This window comes from Salinispora pacifica CNR114 (assembly GCF_000514775.1).
In the GTDB taxonomy this organism is placed as follows: Bacteria; Actinomycetota; Actinomycetes; order Mycobacteriales; family Micromonosporaceae; genus Micromonospora; species Micromonospora pacifica.
Window position 1 is genome coordinate 12,606 of the sequence record NZ_AZWO01000050.1, and the last position, 18,260, is coordinate 30,865.

Genomic DNA, 18,260 nt, shown 5'->3' on the forward strand with positions numbered 1-18,260 from the left:
TGTGAAGGGGGGCCGTGAGCGGCCCCCCTTCACCTGAATGGTGTTCAGCTCGGCAGCGGTGTCCCGGCCGGGCGCAGCGTCGTCCAGCCCGCGTCCCGGGCGCGGGCGGCGGCGAGCAGCCCGGCCACCGTCGCGGCGTTGGTGATCCCCCCAGCCAAAACCTTCTCCACCGCCTCGTCCAGGGCGACCCGGACGATCTGAAGATCGGCTTCTTCCTCGGACCGGCCGTGTCGCCGGCCGACCGGCACCTCGGTGAGGTCGCGGGCCAGGAACACCCGGACCAGTTCATTGGTGAACCCGGGTGAGCTGTGCACATCGACCAGGACGTCGAGCCGACCGGCGTTCAGGTCAGCCTCCTCGGCCAGTTCCCGGCCGGCGGCGGCGGCCGGGTCCTCGCCCGCGATGTCCAGCAGGCCGGCCGGCAGCTCCCACAGATGCCGGCCGACCGGGTGCCGATACTGCCGGATCAGCACCACCCGACCGGCCTCGTCCAGGGCCACCACCGATACCGCGCCGGGGTGTCGGGCGCAGTCCCGCTGGGCGGTGCCGCCACCGGGCATGGTCACCTCGTCGGTGACCACGTCGAAGATCCGACCCCGGTACCGCTCGACGCGCGAACGCACCTGGTAACGGTGACCTACCGTGCTCACGGGGTCGAAGTCGCCCGCGCCGTGGAGGCCCCGCCGTTGCTGGCTGCCGTCGTCGCCGTACCGTCCAGGTCGACCGGGAGCTGATCAGCCTGCGAGTACGCGAGCGCCGCCGCCACGAAGGAGGCGAACAGCGGGTGCGGGCGGGTCGGACGGCTCTTCAGTTCCGGGTGTGCCTGGGTGGCCACGAAGAACGGGTGCAGTTCGCGGTCGAGTTCGACGAACTCGACCAGCCGGCCGTCCGGCGAGGTCCCCGAGATGTGCAGGCCCGCCTTGGTGAGCAGGTCACGGTAGGCGTTGTTCACCTCGTACCGGTGCCGGTGCCGCTCGCTGACCTCGGTGCTGCCGTACGCCTCGGCGACGATCGACCCCTCGGTGAGCACAGCTGGCCAGGCCCCGAGCCGCATGGTGCCACCGAGGTCGCCCCGGCCCGCGACGATGTCCTCCTGGTCGGCCATGGTGGCGATGACCGGGTGGGTGGCCTCCCCGTCGAACTCCAGCGAGTTCGCACCGTCCAGCCCGGCGAGGTGGCGGGCCACCTCAATGGTCATGCACTGGAGGCCGAGGCAGAGGCCGAGCAGCGGAACGCCGTTCTCCCGGGCGTGCCGGGCGGCACCGACCTTGCCCTCGATACCGCGGACGCCGAACCCGCCCGGGATGACGACGCCGTCAACGCCGGCCAGGGCGGCCGCGGCACCGGCCGAGGTGACACACTCGTCGCTGGGCACCCACTTCAGCCGTACCCGGGCCCGGTGCCCGAAGCCGGCGGCACGGATCGCCTCACTCACCGACAGGTACGCGTCGGGCAGGTCAACGTACTTGCCCACGAGCGCGACGGTGATCGTGTGCCGGGGCTGGTGCACCCGCTCCAGCAGGTCGTCCCAGCGCGCCCAGGCCACGTCCCGGAAGGAGAGGCCGAGCCGACGCACCACGTACGCGTCAAGGCCCTCCCGGTGCAGCACCTTCGGGATGTCGTAGATGCTGGGTGCGTCCGCGGCGGCGGTGACCGCCTCCAGGTCAACGTCGCAGTAGAGGGCCAGCTTCTGCTTGACCTTGTCCGGGATCTCCCGGTCGCAGCGCAGTACCAGTGCGTCCGGCTGGATGCCGATGCTGCGCAGCTGCGCGACCGAGTGCTGGGTGGGCTTGGTCTTCAGCTCGCCCGACGGCGCCAGGTAGGGCACCAGCGAGACGTGCAGGTAGAAACAGTTGTCCCGGCCCAGATCGTGGCGGATCTGCCGGATCGCCTCCAGGAACGGCAGCGACTCGATGTCGCCGACGGTTCCGCCGACCTCGGTGATGACGACGTCCGGCACCTGGCCCTCGCCGTCTGGTTCGGCCATCCCGAGCACCCGTGACTTGATCTCGTTGGTGATGTGCGGGATGACCTGGACGGTGTCCCCCAGGTACTCGCCGCGCCGCTCCTTGGCGATCACGTCCGAGTAGATCTGCCCGGTGGTGACGTTGGCCTTCCCGGACAGGTCCCGGTCGAGGAACCGCTCGTAGTGCCCAACATCGAGATCGGTCTCGGCGCCGTCCTCGGTGATGAAGACCTCACCGTGCTGGAACGGATTCATCGTCCCCGGATCCACGTTGAGGTAGGGGTCGAGCTTCTGCATCACCACACGCAAGCCACGCGCGGTGAGCAGGCTGCCGAGGCTGGAGGCGGTCAGGCCCTTGCCCAACGAGGAGGCCACGCCCCCGGTGACGAAAATGTGCCTGGTCGTCTGTACTGAAGGGGCCAAGGCCTGCTCCCGTGTCGTCTGTCGCGGTCGTGCAGACCGCCGTGCCGATCAGCAGAGTGATCACGCGATCCACGGGATTCCACGCTAACACCCCACCTGGTCCCGCCGCCCGGCGCACCCGCCGGTGGCATCGCCTACCGGTACCGGATCAGACCGACGTGACCTCGTCTGATGTACGAGCCGTCGGGATCTTGCCGGCGGTCGGGCCGGCCGCCCTTCGGTCCACCGCCGCCGCACCGGCGTCGCCGTCCGCCGACGGTCCCGGGTGGTCGGCGGAAGCGACGTCATTCGGTGGCGAGCCAGCCGGGCCGGCTTCGGCACCGATGTCATCAGAGCGCCGGCCTCCAGCTGGCCCGCCGCTGGCGCCGATCGCGCCCGCGGGGCCGCCGTCCCCGCCGGCCGTCGGACTGGTCCGGTCGGTGGAGTGGTCCAGTACCCGCAGCGCGGCGAGGGCCGCCATCGGCACCACCACCGCGACCGCCGCGCCGGCGACGTCCAGCGCCACCCCGCCCAGCAGTCCGCCGAGCACCGCCGCGACCGCGGTGCCGGTCATCGCTCCCCGAACCGCCGGGTAGATGCCGAACAGCCGCCTCAGGCCGCCCCACGGCTGCAGCAGGGCGAACCACACCAGGAGCGCACCGGCCAGGGTCAGCACCGTCAACGGGCTGTCAAAGAACATCTTCAGGTTGGCGGAGCTGACCCGGTGCACAACCAGCCCCCCGGTCCCGTCGCCGACCGCGGCCAGGAACCGACCCAGGTCGCCTCGCTCGCCGGTCGGGCGGTCGAGGTCGACCAGGGCGAAGCCCACCGTCACCGCCAGCCCGGCCATCGTCGCCCAGGCCAGGCGGGTAAGCGTCAACCAACCACTGGCGCTGATCGCCGCGGCGAGGCTCACCCCGGCGGTCAACGCGACCGCGCCGGTGGAGTCGGCACCGAGGTAGGGGCTGCCGACCAGCACGACGGCGGCCCCACCGACGACCACGATCACCACCGGTCGCCGGGAGCGACGAACTCGCTGGGCGAGCCAGCCGGCCAGGAGCAGCACCCCGGCCAGCAGCACCCCAAGTCCCACCGTGCCCAGGCCGACGAAGCGGCCCCCATCCACCGCGGAGTAGCCCACGACACCGTTGAGCTGCAGGTGAGCGCCGGTCAACACGTCGGCGCCGACCGTCAGTGTAGCCAGAAACGCCACTGCGCCCAGCGGCCCGAGGGTGCTCCCATAGCCGGGCAGGAACCGGACAAGCGCCGTCGCGGCGACGATCAGCGCGACGGTGACCCCGGCGAAGCACCACCCGGGGTGCCCGACCCGCCACCACGGGACCAGGTCTGTCAGGAGTGCGGCCGGCAGGGCAAGCGCAGCCGCGACGAGCAGCAACTCCATCACGGCGACGATCCGCCGGGACACCGGCTGGGGACCGTAGGGGCCGGCGTGTCGTCGGGCCCGGCGCAGCAGCGGTAGCACGGCCACCCCGAGGAGCACCTGCACGGCGGCGAGTAGCCCGAAGAACCAGCCGGCGACACGGCGCTGGGCTGCGGCCTCCCGGTCGGCGTCCACCGGCCCGGCGATCGCGGTGGCGAGGTCGGCGGGCCGACCAGCGACGGATTCGGCGGGCCGCCCCAGAAACGAATGCTCTGGCAGGGGGCGACCCAGGGCGGTCAGCGCGGTCGGTGCGAGGTCAACCAGTTGCAGGTAGCCCGGGCGGTCCGTGGTCGGGGAGGTCAGCCAGCCGCGTTCCCAGCCGTCGCCATCGGCGACGGCGACGTGCAGTCGGGACGGCTCCTCGGTGTCCGCCACTCCGGCGACGATGACCAGGGAGCGGGGCGGGCGGGCAGCCAGCACCCGGGCCAGCCGCGCGTCGGCCGCGCGGGCCGCAGCGGCCCGGTCCGCCGGATCCGTACCATCGACGGCACCAAGATCGACGATACTGAGCACGCACGAGCGCAGGAGGTCGGTCGGGTCCGCCGGCAGTTCCGGCGCGTACCGGTCCACCCGGCCAAACGGCCGGGCAGCGGCCACCGCCGCACCCGGGCCCACCGCAACCGAACAACGCACCGACTCCGACAGCGAGCCCGGCACGGCCCCCCAGGAGAGCCGTTCCTGGTTCGGTAGGACGGCACCCTCCTGGTCCGGCAGGTTCGCACCGATTCCGTCCGGTCGCTCCACGACGACGTCGGTGGGCGGGCAGGTTCCCTCCGGCCGCTCGCCGGGCCAGGCGGCGAAGCTGCCCGCCCCAAGGGTGAGCCAGCCGTCCACCGGGCAGGTGGGCCGCTGGGCGGAGCGCACCGCCAACGACCCGATCGAGCCCTCCTGCGCCAACCGCCACAGCGTCGGTGTCGTCTGCGCGTCCACGTCTTCCCACCGCAGCCCGGCGACCCCGGCCAGGACCACGAAATCGGCGGTCCGCTCCGGGGGACGGGCCGCCGGCCGGGCGGCCAGCGCGGCGACACCGAGCGCCACGACGAGTAGCGTCAGCAGGGCGGGGGTGAGTCGGCGCAGCATTACCGCTGTCCTGTCGGCGGTGCGTCGGGGTCCGGGCGGGTGGGGCCGGCTATGCCCGGGGACAGTTCGGCGTAGAGGGCGCCGAGTTGGGCGCAGGTCTCCGCCTCGGTCGGCCAGGTGTCCGCCTGCCCGCGGGCCCGCTGGCCCAGTTCGGCCCGGCGGGCCGGGTCACCCAGGAGAGCACCGACGGCGGTGTCAACCGCGTCGACATCACCCGGCGGCACCAGAATGGCCGCGTCATCGACCAACTCCGGCAACCCGCCGACCGCGGTCGCCACCAGCGGCACGCCGACCCGCATCGCCTCCTGCGCGAACAGCTGCCGGGCCTCCCAGTCACTGGTGACCACGGCGATGTCGGCGCCGGCTAGCAGGTCGGCCACATCAGTACGGTGACCGAGCAGGGTCACCGGCGCGCGAGCAGCAGAGATCCGGGCGGCCAGTTGCAGGTACGCGGGTCCGCTGCCGGCGATCACCACCGCCGGCACGGGATCGCGGGTCCGCCACCGGGCAGCGGCGTCAACCAGTACGTCGTACCGTTTCTGGGGATGCAGTCGGCCAACCGACAGGATCAGCGGCTGGTCGCCACCGACGCCGAACTCGGCGCGGACCGCGTCGCGGCGGCGGTGCGGCGCGGGCAGCGGCGGCGCGGCCACCGGGGCGAACCGGGCGTCCGGCGCACCCAACGCGGTGGCTCGTGCGACCAGGTCGGCGGACGCACCGAGGGTCACCTGAGCGCCACGGGCAACAAGCCGCTCGACCAGACGTGACACGCGGCCGCGCAGGCCGCCGCTGAGCACGGCGTTGTGCCAGGTGACCACCAGCGGGACAGTCGGCCGGGCGACGACGGCGACCAGTCCGGCACGCAGCCCGTGCGCGTGCACCACCGCGACCGGTTCGGCGGCCAGGGCCCGGCGAAACGCGGTCACCGCCCGCAGGTCGGTGGGGGTCGGGCTGGCTGGGATCTCCACCGCCCGGAAGCGGGCACCGGCGTCGGTGAAATTGAACTGCTCTTCGGTCGCGGCCGGGCCACAGACCAGCACCGCGATGCCCGCGCTGACCAGCCCGGTGGTCAACGACCGGACGTGCTGTCCCACACCGCCGGTGCTGGAGGCGAGCAGCAGGGCGACCGTGCCGCCCCGGCCGGTCCGCGGGGTCGGTTCCGTCACCGGGACACCGTCTCCTTCCCGTCGCCCCGCTCCGGGGGGACACCATCCTTCCGCTGCCCGCCGGCCGGGGTGGCCGACCGCCTCCCGCGGGTCAGCCCGAGCTTTCGCAGCGCTCCGGCGAGCAGTGGTCGTACGTCCGGCCGGTCCAGTACCCAGACCACCGCGAGGAACACGACACCGACCGCGACACCGGACAGCATGCCCTGTACGAGGGCCACCGGCGCGTTCGGGGTGCCGTCGGTGGCCGCCAGCAGCCACCGCGCCACCGCCCAACCCACCAGCGCCGCCAGCCCTCCGCCGACCAGGCCGGCTGCCCCGGCGCGGCGGATTCCGGCGAGCGCGGTGGCGCCGGCGGTGAGTCGGACGGCGAGCACCAGCAGGGCACCGAGCACGGCCATCCCCACCGAATTTGCCAGGGTGACCGCCGGAACCCGGTCCCGCAGCGGCAGCACGGCACTGAGTAGTAGCGCCGCACCGGGCACCACGAGAAAACCAACGGCGATCGCGCTGGCGGCCGCCCGCGTCTGCCCCCGCGCGTAGAGGGCACGGCTCAGCACGGCAAAGAGCCCGTAGCCAATCAGGCCGGGCGCGAAGCCGGCGATCCCGGCAGCGGCGGTCGCGGCCGCCTCACCGACGAAGAAGAAGTACCCAACCGGCACGGCCGTACCGACCAGGACGGCCGCACCGAGGCAGCTCAACAGCAGCACTCCGCGGGCGGTCGGGGCCAGCGTCGCCCGGTAGGCCGCCTCGTCGCCGACGGACCCGGCGGCGGCCAGGCTCGGATAGGCGGCCACCGCCAGCGGCACCGCCAGCACCGCCCACGGCAGCAGGTAGACCGTCTGGGCGAGCTGGAACGCACCGAGGTTGCTGACCGCACCGTAGGAGACCTGGTTCAGGCTCACCACGAGCGCCACCTGCTGCGCGGTCACCGTCACCGCACCGGCCACCGCGAGTCCACCGACCCGGGTACGGGCGTCGGTGGGGAAACGGAAGCCCAGCACCGGGGCGTATCCCAGCCGGCGGAACGGGATCAGCAGCGACAGGGACAGCACCGCCACTCCGGCGGTCGTGCCCAACGACAGCAGCAGTTCCCCGCCACGACTGACCCCCGCCACGCTGGCCAACCGCCCCTCGGCGGCGGTGAAGCCCAGGTAGACCGCGATGACGGTAAGGCTGGACAGCAGTGGGGCGATCACCGGCCAGGCGAACCGGCGGTGCGCCTGGAGCACCCCGGTGAGCACGATGCCGACCCCGTACAGCGGCAGTTGCGGGGCGAACACCCGCAGCATCCGCTCACCGCTGGCCTGCTGGGCCGGGTCGAGTCCACCGCCCAGCAGCCCCACGATCGGGCCGGCCAGCAGCGCCACCGCCAACGCGAGTGGCACCAGCAGGGTGAGAACCCAGGTGAGCAGCGCTCCCGTGGTCCGGGCAACCGCCTCCCGGTCCGCCGCCGCTACCGGAGCGGCCAGCAGTGGCACCACCAGGCTGGCGAGGGCACCACCGGCGACCATCTCGAAGATCACGTTCGGGGCGGCGTTCGCCACCACATACGTGCCACCAAGATCGGTGGGAGCGAGCGTCCAGGCGAACACGGCAGTACGACCGAGGCCGGCGAGCCGACTGACCACGGTGAGTACGGCGATCAGCGCGGCGGCCCCGGCTACTCGGCCGGCGGCGGCGTACGGGGCCGGGTTCGTCACGTCGGTCAGTCGGCGCGGCGGCCCAGCGCGTCCAGCTCGCGCAGCCCCGGGGTCTGCTGGATGACCTGGGTGAAGCTGATCCGCTCGCTGGCGGCGGTGAGCCCGGCCAGGACAGCGAGCAGACCGGCCCGGCCGGCCGGGCCGGTGCGCGCCGCAAGCGTGACGCCGAGCAGCGCACCGAGCGCGTTGGCGCCACTGTCGCCGAGCATCACCTCCTCGTCGAGGTCAGCGGGGAGCAGCCCGGCGGCGGCGCCGGCAGCACCGGCGACGATCCCGCCGTGTGGGCCTGCTGCCAACGGCGCGCCGAGCAGCAGCCCGGATTTCACCGCCCGGCCGGGCCGCAGGTCGAGCAGGTTGACCAGGTTGGCCGTGCCGGCGATCACGCCCGCACCGAGGAGGACGTCCATGCCCCGGCCGACCGCGCCCTGCCGCTGCCGGCGCGGGTGTCGGGCGACAGCCGGGTCACCGGCGAGCAGCGCGGCGGCGGCGAGCCCCGCCGCGCCCACGCCGACGACCTTGACCAGGCCGGCGGTGATCCGACCCTCGCGCAGCCCAGCGAGGTGCCCGGTGAAGCCCTTGGCGGACCTCTGCTCCGGCCGCGCGCCGACCACGTCGTCGTAGAGCCCCACCGCCCCGGCGCCGAGGCCGGCGACCAGGGCGGCTCCGCTGGCAGCGGGACCCGGTGCGCCGGCGGCACCGGCGACCGCGGCACTGGTAGCGAGCGCGGGGCCGGCTGCCAGGGTCACCGGCCGGCCCCGAAAGTTCGTCCGTTCCAACGCTGGTCCCGCCGGTGAGGTCCGTACCGCACGCAACGCGTAGCGGGCGACGGCGGCGCCGGCGCCGGCGACGACGAGACGACCGAACCACCTCACGCCGTCACCTCGTGCCCCGCGGCGAGCGGACGATCCGCTTGGCTGTTGCCCGCGACGTGTTGCTCGGCACGCTCACTCACGCCGACTCCTTCCAGTTTGGCGGGGCAGAACCCGATGTTGATCGTCACGATCCCTGGGGCAGGGTGGGAACCAACGACCCGGCGTTGTCACCGACACCGTAGTGACCCGCCCTGTCCTCGTTGACCTGCTGCGCCAGGGCGAGCGCGGTGACCAGTTGCCCCTGGACCGTGTTGGCGTTGTCGACTGTGGAAATTTCTCCAGCCAGCACCGCGTCGCCCCGGACGAAGGCCACCAGGTTCCCGCCTTCCGAGCCGGTGCCGCCGACCACGGTCGTACCGGTCCGATCAAACTGCTCAGTGATCTTGACTACCGACTCGTCCTTCTTCGAGGAGTCCTTGTCCGTGTACGGCGGGCCACTGACCACCACGACCGCCTCTGCCGACTGGGTGAGCCGCTCGGAGGTGGTGAGGTAGTTGGCGTTGGTGTACGCCGCCAGCACGGCCCGCCGGTCGGCCTCACTGATCGGCGTCGCCTCCGGCACCCCGTCCAGCAGCACCGTGGCCAGCAGCGCGCTGGAGGTCTCCACACCATGCCCATTGCCGGGCAGGTTGGTGGTCGGCGCGTTGGTGGGGCGGGCGGCGGTGACAGCCAGTTCCAGCAGGTCGTTGTTGTTCTCCGGATTGATGAACTTGTCCTGCAGGTCAACCCGGCCGACCACGTCGGCGTTGCCGAGCTGAAGCATGTTGACCACGCCGTCGGTGTGCTTACGCCCCGTCGGCAGACTGAGCACCAGCACCCGCTTGCCGGTGAGCCGGCCTGGCAGGACCACCCCGGCCAACTCGGCGGCGAAGTCATCCTCACGGGTCAACTCCTCCTCGAGGTTGTTGACCGCCTGACGCCACACCTGGTTGTCTTTCCGCAGCTCATTGACGTTGTCATTGAGAGCGTCCGCCACCGGCCCGTTGAGCGCGGTGGTACCAACCACCAGGCCGATCGCCAGCGCCAGGAAAACCGCGGTCAGGGACACCACGTGGTACCGGAAGTTGATCACACCTGCAGCCTCTTTGTCGGGTGGACCGGCGTCAGAAAAGCCGTTCCAGCTGGAACACAAAATTGTTCCACCACTCGGAGACCACACCCAGGTACGCCTTACCGACGGTGGAGACCGCCACGGCCGAGGCCATCGCGGCAATCGCGGACAGCACCAGCAGCAGCAGCGAGGACCCGGAGATGCTCTGCCGGTAGAGCCGACTCACGCCTTTGGCGTCAACCAGCTTGCCACCAACCTTGAGCCGGGTGAGGAAGGTCGACGCCATCCCGCCCCGCCCCTTGTCCAGGAACTCGACGAGCGTGGCGTGCGTGCCGACCGCCACCAGGAGTGAGGCGCCCTTCTCGTCGGCGAGCAGCATCGCCAGGTCCTCGCTGGTGGCTGCGGCGGGAAAGGTGACCGCCGGGACGCCGAGGCCATTGACCCGGGCCAGCCCGGGCGCCCGCCCGTCCGGGTAGGCGTGCACCACGACCTCAGCGCCGCACCGCAGCACGTCATCGGTCACCGAATCCATGTCACCAATGATCAAATCGGGTGGATAGCCGGCCTCGACCAGGGCGTCCGCCCCGCCGTCCACGCCGATGAGCACCGGCTTGAACTCCCGGATATACGGGCGCAGCACATCCAGGTCGGCCTTGTAGTCGTAGCCGCGCACCACGATCAGGCAGTGCCGGCCCTGAATTTCGGTGCGGATGTCCGGAACGCCCACCCCGTACAGCAGCAGATCCCGCTCCTGCTTCAGGTAGACCATGGTGTTCGCCGCGAACGCCTCCAGCTGGACCGAAAGCCCTTCCCGAGCATCGGCCATCGCCTTCCCGATGGTCTCCGCATCCTGCAGATCACCGTGGGCCACCGGCTCTTCGCCCAGATAGACCGTATTGCCATCGATTCGGACGGTGTCGCCCTCCTGGATCCGTTCAAAGACGCCCTCGCCTAGGTCGTCCAGGAGCGGAATACCGGCCTCGATCAGCACTTCCGGGCCGAGATTGGGATAGCGGCCCGAAACCGACGGCTTGGCGTTGAGGACCGCACCGACGCCAACCGCGACCAGCGAATCGGCGGCGACGCGGTCCAGGTCAACGTGATCGATCACCGCGATGTCACCGGGACGAAGCCGGCCAACCAGCCGCTTGGTCCGACGGTCCAGGCGGGCAGTACCGCTGGCCCGGCCCGGCTCAGCGGGTCGGGTCCAGCGCAACATGGGTAGACGCATCGTGACCATCCTGGCATGTGAGGCGGGCGACCTTCACGCGACATGCCTGCGCGGGCCGCCAGTCCAGACAAGCACACTACGGCGTGGAGCGGCGTGCCGGTGGTGCTACCGACCCGCGGTTACGCCCGCCGCTCCCGCGCGGCAACAGCCAGCAACTCCTCAGCGTGCGCGATTCCCAGATCCGAATCCGGCAACCCAGCAAGCATACGGGCGAGTTCCCGCGCCCGTTCCGTGTCCTCAACCACCCGCACCCCGCTGGTCGTCACCGCACCGCCGGTGTCCTTCGCCACCACCAGATGCCGGTCGGCGAACGCAGCGACCTGGGGCAGATGGGTGACGACGAGCACCTGGTGGCTGCGAGCCAGCCGGGCCAGCCGACGGCCGATCTCCACCGCGGCCTGGCCACCAACCCCGGCGTCAACCTCGTCGAAGACCAGCGTGGGCGGACCGCCCGAACCGGCGAAGACCACCTCGATGGCGAGCATCACCCGGGACAGCTCACCACCGGAGGCACCCCGCTGCAGCGGCAGGGCCGGCGCGCCCGGATGGGCCAACAGGCGCAGCTCCACCTCATCGCCGCCGTCTGGCCCGATCCCGACCTCGGCACCGTTGACCGAAAGGCCCGGTTCGGACTTCCCCACCGGGCGGGGCAGCACCCCCACCTCGACCCGAGAGTGCGGCATGGCCAACCCCGCCAGCTCCGTGGTGACCTGCGCTGCAAACCGGGTCGCTGCCTCCCGTCGCGCCACCGACACCCGACCCGCCAACTCGGCCACCTCGCCAGCCAGCCGGGACACCTCCCGGTCCAACTCGTCGAGCAGCTCGTCCGAGGAATCTAGATCGGACAGTTGGGCCCGCGCCCGCTCAGCCCAGGCGATCACCCCGTCGGTGTCGTCGGCGTACTTGCGGGTCAGCGCCCGCAACGCGACCCGCCGCTCGTAGACCGCCTGCAGCCGCGCCGGATCAGCGTCGAGCCCCGCAAGGTACGTCGACAACTCCGCGGAGACATCCGCGATCAGGGTCGCCGCCTCCTCCAAGCGCGTCGCCAGTTCCCCCAGCGCGGGGTCGGTGCCGGACTGCCCGTCCAAGGTACGGCGGGCGGTGCCGAGGAGCGTCGTGACATCCGGGGTGTCCTCGGCGGCCTCCATTCCCCCGGCCACGCACTGCTGGGCCAGCCGCGCCGCCGTCCGCAGCCCCTCGGCGTGCTCCAACCGCTGCGCCTCCGCCTTGAGCTCGTCGTCCTCCCCCGGCTGCGGATCAACCCGGGTGATCTCGTCGAGACCGAGGCGCAGCAGGTCGGCCTCCCGATTCCGCTCCCGCGCGTTTCGACGCCGGCTGGCCAGGTCGTCCACCACCGACCGCCACCGGGTATACACCTCGCGCAGCGCGTCGAGCAGCTTCTCGTGCTCCGGACCGGCGAACCGATCGAGCGCGGCGCGCTGCTCGGCCGGGCGCAACAACCGCAGTTGGTCGGACTGACCGTGCACCGCGAGCGCCTGTTCACCCACCTCGGCGAGCATCGACACCGGCATGCTCCGGCCGCCGAGATGGGCACGAGAACGGCCCTCTGTGGTGACAGTGCGGCTGAGCAACACCGAACCGTCCTCATCCGGGTCACCGCCTGCGTCAATGATCCGAGCAGATACCGTCTCGGCCACCCTTCCGGCCAGCCGCAGTCGACCCTCGACCACCGCGCGGCCCGGCTCGGCCCGCACCCGCCCGGCGTCGGCGCGCCCGCCAAAGAGCAGACCGAGACCGGTCACCACCATGGTCTTACCCGCACCGGTCTCACCAGTGATCACGTTCATTCCGCCGGTCAACGGCAGCGTCGTGTCCTCGATGACACCCAGTCCGGTGATGCGTAGCTCTTCCAGCACAGCACCCGACAGTAGACGCGGTGCCCGACGCTTGACCAGTCGACAGCCGCGGGCACCGGCCGTGGCCAGCTCAGTGTCGGCTGCCCCGCCAGCCCTGCACCGGCAGATCGAACTTGGCCACCAGCCGGTCGGTGAACGGCCGGGCCGTCAGCTGCACGATCCGCACCGGCAGGGCCCCGCGCCGCACCGTCACCCGTGCGCCCGGCGGAAGGTCGTACACCCGCCGTCCGTCACAGCAGAGCACCGCGAGGCTGGTAAAGGGGTCTACGGTGATGACGAGGGTGGACGTGGGCGCGGTGACCAACGGCCGGCTGAAGAGCGCGTGCGCGCTGATCGGCACCAACAACAGCGCCTCCACCTCGGGCCACACGACCGGGCCACCGCCGGAGAACGCGTAGGCCGTGGAGCCGGTGGGCGTGGCGCAGACGACTCCGTCGCAGCCATAGCGGGACAGCGGCCGCCCGTCCACGTCAACGAGGAGCTCGAGCATCTGGGCCCGCTCCCCCTTCTCGACGCTGATCTCGTTCAACGCCCAGGACTCGATCGTCGGTCCACCTTCGAACTCGGCGGTCACGTCCAGGGTGAGCCGTTCATCCACCGTGTAGCTACGACGCACCACGTCCCGGACCACCGAGTCCAGGTGGTCGATCTCAGCCTCGGCGAGAAAGCCGACCTTACCGAGGTTGATCCCGAGTAGTGGCACCTTCGCCGGCCGGGCCAGCTCGGCGGCCCGCAGAAACGTACCGTCCCCACCCAACGCGAAGACGATCTCAGCACCCTCCGCGGCTTCCGGACCAGTCACCGGAACCGCCCCGGGAAGGTCAAGATCCTCGGCCTCCTCGGCGAGAACGCGAATAACGAAGCCGGCCGCGATCAAATCCCCGGCCACCGCCCGTGCGTGTTCGGTGCTGCGCCGCCTCCCGGTGTGCGTCACCAGCAGCGCGGTCCGGCTCACCACGCCCGCCATACCGTCCGAGGCCCGTTGTCGGCCCCGCACGCCACCCGGCTCACCCGACCGCTCACCCCGCTACCTCCTCCGTCGCCGTGCCGGACCGACCGCCGGTGGCCCCGGCCGTCACCACCGCCCGCACCCGCTCCGGATCAGCCGCAGGCGCGTCCCGGCGTAACCATACGAAGAACTCGACGTTCCCGCTGGGCCCCGGCAACGGACTGGCACAAACATCGGCAAGACCCCACCCGAGCTGGGCCGCCGCAACCGCCACTTCCAGCACCGCCTCGGCCCGCAACGCTGGATCACGCACCACGCCCCCGGCGCCGACCCGATCGCGCCCCACCTCGAACTGCGGTTTCACCATCAACGCCAGATCACCGTCCGGTCGGGTACAGGCTGCTAGGGCCGGCAACACCAGCCGCAGGGAGATGAACGACAGGTCGGCGACGGTGAGGTCGACCGGCCCATCGATGGCCGTTGGCGTGAGGGTGCGCACGTTGGTCCGCTCGAAGACGCGTACCCGCTCGTCGTTGCGCAGTGGCCAGGCAAGTTGCCCGTACCCGACATCAACCGCCACCACCTCGGCCGCGCCGGCGCGCAGCAGCACGTCGGTGAACCCACCCGTGGAAGCACCGGCGTCGAGGCAGCGCCGCCCTGCGGCGGTCATCCCACCCGGGCCGAAGGAGGCCAGGGCGCCGGCCAACTTGTGCCCGCCCCGCGAGACGTACTCCGAAACCGGATCCGCTCCGGTGACCAGCAGCGGATCGGCGGGGTTGACCAGCGCGGCAACCTTACGGGCGGGGACCCCGCGTAGCTGAACGCGGCCAGCCTCCACCAGGGCGGCGGCCTGCTCACGCGAGCGGGCCAGGCCGCGGCGGACGAGTTCGGCGTCCAACCGGGTACGACGTGCCATACCTGTTTCTCCGGCTCTTAGGACTGGTCAATGCTGGCGAGGGTTTCCCGCAGCGTTTCGTATGCCGCCTCGTACTGCGCGATCTGCTCCGCCAGGGGTAGTCCGGCGGCGTTGACCATCGCCTGCACGGCGGCGTCAACCGCCCGGTTCGGCGCCACCGCCTGGCTCTCGGCTTCCTCGGCGGTGAGCTCGGCCGGGGGCGCTGGTCGCGGTGCCCCCGGTCCCGCACCTGGCGAAACGCCCGGCGCCGGGCCGGGGCGGGGCAGGGCGGTCACGGCCGCCCTGCAGCGGAGCGCGACCAGCGGTGGACGGCGCTCACTCCGGGCCGCCCGGCTGCTGCTTACCCGGCGCCTTCTGTGCCACTGCCCGCTTCGCGACCGTCTGCTTGGCGACTGTCTGCTTCGCGACCGCTTTCTTCACGACCGCTTTCTTCGCGACTGTCTTCTTCGCGACTGTCTTCTTCGCCGGGCTGGCGGCGGTCATGGTGCGTCCGGACGAAGGGTCCGCTGCCGCGCCAGCCGGAGCAGTCAGCGGCGACACCGCCGGTTCCGCAGCACCACCTGACGCGACCGGATGAGCTGCATCCAGGTCCGTCGGGTGATCTGTGTTCACGTCCGCCACGGTGTCGCTGACGGGGAGCGTCGTCGCTGATCCGGTTGATGCCTCCCGGAGCTGCCGCTCCAGCTCGCGCACCCGCCGGGTCAGCTCGGTCACCTCATCGGCGGTGGCGAGGCCAACAGCGCCGAGCCCCCGTTCGAACTCGAACCGGACCAGCTTGGCCAGCGCTTCCCGGTTGGCCGCGCTGGTGGAGACCAGTTCCTCGGCAAACGCCTGAAGCTGGACCGCGGTAGCGCCGCCAGCGCCGACCAGCCGCCGCGCCGTCTCCTGGGCCTTCTGCCGAGGCGCCTCCGTCAGGCCCATGGCCAACGCAAGGTAGGAACGCCACGCGTCCTGCATGCCTGAGTCCTTCCGCGAGAGGGGATGTGCGGTCCTCACGCTACCGGCGTGGCCAGGCCACCCGTGCGGTACGGTGCCGGAGAATGGGTGTGGCGAGTCGTGGAGGCGATGTGGCTAGCGTTGACGAGTGCCGGCAGGCGTTGCGGGACCTCACCGCACGGCTGAACGGCAACGCCGAGACGGTGCGCGAGCACGTCGGCTTGGACCGGACGCTGGCCTGCCGCATAACCGACCTGGACACCGCATTCCACGGCCGCCTCACCGACGGCCAGCTGATCGACCTCGCTGACGGTGACGACCCGAAGGCCAAGATCGCCCTGAGCACCACCAGCGAGGACCTCCTCGCCCTGGTCCGCGGGGAGCTGGACATCACCCGCGCGGTGGCATCCAGACGGGTATCGGTCAAGGCCAGCCCGTTCGACCTGATAAAACTTCGCAAACTGCTTGGAACGAGCTGAAACCGGCCCACTTCACCGCGCCTCGGTACTGGAGCTGTTCAGCCGGACGAGAGGTCGAACGTCGCCAGCACCCGCTCAGCCGCCGAGGAGGCCGCCCGCACCGGGGATGACCGCCCGGTGGACCACGCCGCCGCGCAGAGCGCCGGTAGCGCATCCAGCGGGCGTCCCGCACCAGACAGCTCCAGCTGGCCGTCACGAACCACCGCGGACCACCCATCGGTCTCCGCCGGACCCGGCACCCGCACCACCGCGGCCGGCTCGAAAAGCCCCGCCAGGTCCGCTGACACAAAGGTCGGTCGATGCTCTGGTCCCATCGCCAGCAACTCGGCCACGTCGCTAACCCCAGTCAGCACAAACAAGCTGTCCAGCCCCGCTCGGACCGCGCCCTCGATGTCGGTGTCCAGGCGGTCGCCGACGACCAGGGCACGCCCCCCGCCGGCCCGCCGGGAGGCGGCGACGAAAAGCTCCGGCGCTGGCTTACCCACGACCAGGTCTGGGTCTCGACCGAGCGCGATCCGCACCGCGGCGACCAAGGCACCGTTGCCAGGTAGTGGGCCCCGCTTGCTGGGCAGCGTGCGGTCGGTGTTGGTAGCAACCCAGGTCGCCCCGCCCCGAATCGCCGCCGTTGCCTCAGCCAGGTCAGCCCAGCCGACCTGCGGGCCGTACCCCTGAACCACCGCGGCCGGATCATCCTCGGCCCGCGCGACCGGGGTAAGCCCGGCAGCGCGGATCTCGGCACGCAACGCCTCCGCCCCCACAACCAGGATCCGCGTCCCCGCCGGATGCCGTTCTCGGAGCAACTGAGCGGTGGCCGCCGCGGAGGTCAGCACCTCCTCCGGGCGAGCGGCGATGCCCATACCGGTAAGCAGGTCGGCCACCTCACTGGACCGGCGAGAGGCGTTGTTCGTGGCGTACGCGACCGCTCGGTCTTCGGCATGCAGCTTACGCACCGCCTCGATCGCCCCGGGGATCGGCTGGTCGACCAGGTAGATCACCCCGTCCAGGTCGAAGATGACCAGGGCGTACCCGTCAACCAGCCGCCTTCCGCCGGTCCGCGTCACTTCCCGGTACCCGCCTCATCTCCGTCAACCGGGCTTTCCGGGTCGCCACCGGGCCGTTGCGTACTGAGACCGCTCGGGTCACCGGTACCGGACTCCGGGGTGTCGTCAGCACCCTCTTCCAAGGCGTCGTCAGCACCGTCACGGGCCCCGGTGGACTCAGCATCGGGCGCGTCCCCGTCAACGGATTCAGCATCTGGCTGTTCCGACCCCGCGCCGAGGGCACCCGGGCCAGCGGCGACGTCCTCGACGTCGTCCTCCTCGTCGCCTTCGATCATTACCCCGTCGAGCTCCAACAGGCGCTCAGCCGCGTCGGTCGCTCCGTCAGTGTCGACCTCCGCAGCACGGGAGAACCACTCTCGGGCCTCCTCACGCCGGCCAACCGCGAGCAGCGCATCCGCGTAGGCGTATCGCAGCCGCACCGTCCACGGCTCCGCCGCCTCCCCGGTCAGTTCCGGCACCTGGAGCATCGCCACCGCCGCGTCCTTCTGGCCCAGGTCGCCCCGTGCGCCAGCAGCAACGATCAGCAGTTCCCCAGCGACCGCGCGGTCCAACTCCTTCCGGTCTGCCCCCCGGTACAGGTCGACCGCCCGCTCCGGGCGGCCGAGCGCCCGCTCACAATCAGCGAGCACCGCAAGGTGACTCTGCAGGCCGGTCATCCGGTGGTACGTCCGCAGTTCGGCGACCGCCGTCTGCCATTCACCGGCGTGGTACGCGGCCAGGCCAACCGCCTCACGGACGGCAGCGATACGGGCGGCGAGCCGCCGGGCTGCAAGGGCATGCGCCAGTGCCTCAGCTGGGTCCTCGTCGATCAGCTGACCGACCGCAACCAGGTGTCGGGCCACCTTCTCGGCGGTCGGCTTTGCTAGGGCGAGCAGTTCGGCACGGACGTCTTTGTCCAGGTCCGTGGCGACGATCTCCTCAGGGAGCTCAGGTCCTACCGGGGCGTCAGGCTCAGGCCCACGCTCCGCACGGCGGTCGCGGCCCCGGTAGTCACCCTCACGACGCTCACCGCCGCGGAAGCCACCACGGTCACCACCACGGCGCTCACCATCACGGTAACCGCCCTCGCGGCGGTCACCGCCGCGGAAGCCATCACGGTCACCACCCCGGTAACCACCCTCGCGACGGTCACC

17 protein-coding genes are annotated in these 18,260 nt (G+C 71.6%); 1 reads left to right on the top strand and 16 read right to left on the bottom strand.

All coding sequences use genetic code 11. The annotated features are described in order from the left end of the window. Positions 1–44: 44 nt before the first annotated feature. The 14 genes from B118_RS0122670 to B118_RS0122735 all read right to left on the bottom strand — a co-directional run bounded on the left by B118_RS0122670 (position 45) and on the right by B118_RS0122735 (position 15,608). Complete coding sequence (locus tag B118_RS0122670; protein ID WP_018812703.1) at positions 45–650, bottom strand: NUDIX domain-containing protein; 606 nt, start codon at positions 648–650, stop codon at positions 45–47. Beyond that, positions 647–2,389: a CTP synthase gene (locus B118_RS0122675; RefSeq protein WP_027647049.1), complete on the bottom strand. Its 1,743-nt coding sequence runs from the start codon at positions 2,387–2,389 to the stop codon at positions 647–649. The genes B118_RS0122670 and B118_RS0122675 overlap by 4 nt, the downstream gene beginning before the upstream one ends. Positions 2,390–2,537: 148 nt before the next feature. Then, positions 2,538–4,889, bottom strand: a complete 2,352-nt coding sequence (locus B118_RS0122680; protein ID WP_028193501.1) for a hypothetical protein — start codon at positions 4,887–4,889, stop codon at positions 2,538–2,540. Beyond that, positions 4,889–6,055: a glycosyltransferase family 4 protein gene (locus B118_RS0122685; RefSeq protein ID WP_027647047.1), complete on the bottom strand. Its 1,167-nt coding sequence runs from the start codon at positions 6,053–6,055 to the stop codon at positions 4,889–4,891. Before B118_RS0122685 ends, B118_RS0122680 begins: the two co-directional genes overlap by 1 nt. Continuing rightward, positions 6,052–7,755 (bottom strand): murein biosynthesis integral membrane protein MurJ, encoded by a 1,704-nt coding sequence (murJ, locus tag B118_RS0122690; protein WP_018220110.1) that lies wholly within the window; start codon positions 7,753–7,755, stop codon positions 6,052–6,054. Before murJ ends, B118_RS0122685 begins: the two co-directional genes overlap by 4 nt. A 5-nt stretch (positions 7,756–7,760) precedes the next feature. Beyond that, complete coding sequence (locus tag B118_RS0122695) at positions 7,761–8,627, bottom strand: hypothetical protein (protein WP_027648682.1); 867 nt, start codon at positions 8,625–8,627, stop codon at positions 7,761–7,763. After that, complete coding sequence (locus tag B118_RS33520) at positions 8,624–8,755, bottom strand: hypothetical protein (RefSeq protein WP_018220112.1); 132 nt, start codon at positions 8,753–8,755, stop codon at positions 8,624–8,626. The genes B118_RS0122695 and B118_RS33520 overlap by 4 nt, the downstream gene beginning before the upstream one ends. Further along, positions 8,752–9,699, bottom strand: coding sequence for a copper transporter (locus tag B118_RS0122705; protein WP_018823778.1), 948 nt, complete (start codon positions 9,697–9,699; stop codon positions 8,752–8,754). The genes B118_RS33520 and B118_RS0122705 overlap by 4 nt, the downstream gene beginning before the upstream one ends. 31 nt (positions 9,700–9,730) lie before the next feature. After that, complete coding sequence (gene steA, locus B118_RS0122710) at positions 9,731–10,909, bottom strand: putative cytokinetic ring protein SteA (protein ID WP_026270957.1); 1,179 nt, start codon at positions 10,907–10,909, stop codon at positions 9,731–9,733. Between the two features lie 119 nt (positions 10,910–11,028). Beyond that, positions 11,029–12,786 carry a DNA repair protein RecN gene (gene recN / locus B118_RS0122715; RefSeq protein ID WP_028193502.1) on the bottom strand — a complete coding sequence of 586 codons (1,758 nt, stop codon included), beginning with the start codon at positions 12,784–12,786 and terminating at the stop codon, positions 11,029–11,031. Between the two features lie 70 nt (positions 12,787–12,856). Then, complete coding sequence (locus B118_RS0122720; RefSeq protein ID WP_018220116.1) at positions 12,857–13,753, bottom strand: NAD kinase; 897 nt, start codon at positions 13,751–13,753, stop codon at positions 12,857–12,859. A 52-nt stretch (positions 13,754–13,805) separates the two neighbouring features. Then, a complete protein-coding gene (locus B118_RS0122725; protein ID WP_018220117.1) occupies positions 13,806–14,651 on the bottom strand; it encodes a TlyA family RNA methyltransferase in 846 nt (281 codons plus the stop codon). A gap of 17 nt (positions 14,652–14,668) precedes the next feature. Next, a complete protein-coding gene (locus B118_RS0122730) occupies positions 14,669–14,926 on the bottom strand; it encodes a hypothetical protein (RefSeq protein ID WP_018828907.1) in 258 nt (85 codons plus the stop codon). Between the two features lie 40 nt (positions 14,927–14,966). Then, positions 14,967–15,608 carry a phasin family protein gene (locus B118_RS0122735; protein WP_026270959.1) on the bottom strand — a complete coding sequence of 214 codons (642 nt, stop codon included), beginning with the start codon at positions 15,606–15,608 and terminating at the stop codon, positions 14,967–14,969. 110 nt (positions 15,609–15,718) lie between these two features. Between B118_RS0122735 and B118_RS0122740 the strand changes: the two genes are divergently transcribed. Then, the gene (locus B118_RS0122740) at positions 15,719–16,066 is read left to right on the top strand and encodes an SCP2 sterol-binding domain-containing protein (protein WP_018220120.1); all 348 of its coding nucleotides are present in this window, start codon (positions 15,719–15,721) and stop codon (positions 16,064–16,066) included. A 38-nt stretch (positions 16,067–16,104) separates the two neighbouring features. Here the strand turns inward: B118_RS0122740 and B118_RS0122745 are convergent, their stop codons facing one another. Next, positions 16,105–17,127: an HAD-IIA family hydrolase gene (locus B118_RS0122745; RefSeq protein WP_028193503.1), complete on the bottom strand. Its 1,023-nt coding sequence runs from the start codon at positions 17,125–17,127 to the stop codon at positions 16,105–16,107. Continuing rightward, positions 17,124–17,969, bottom strand: coding sequence for a Replicase polyprotein 1ab (locus tag B118_RS0122750; RefSeq protein ID WP_027648684.1), 846 nt, complete (start codon positions 17,967–17,969; stop codon positions 17,124–17,126). Before B118_RS0122750 ends, B118_RS0122745 begins: the two co-directional genes overlap by 4 nt. Positions 17,970–18,260 lie beyond the last annotated feature (291 nt).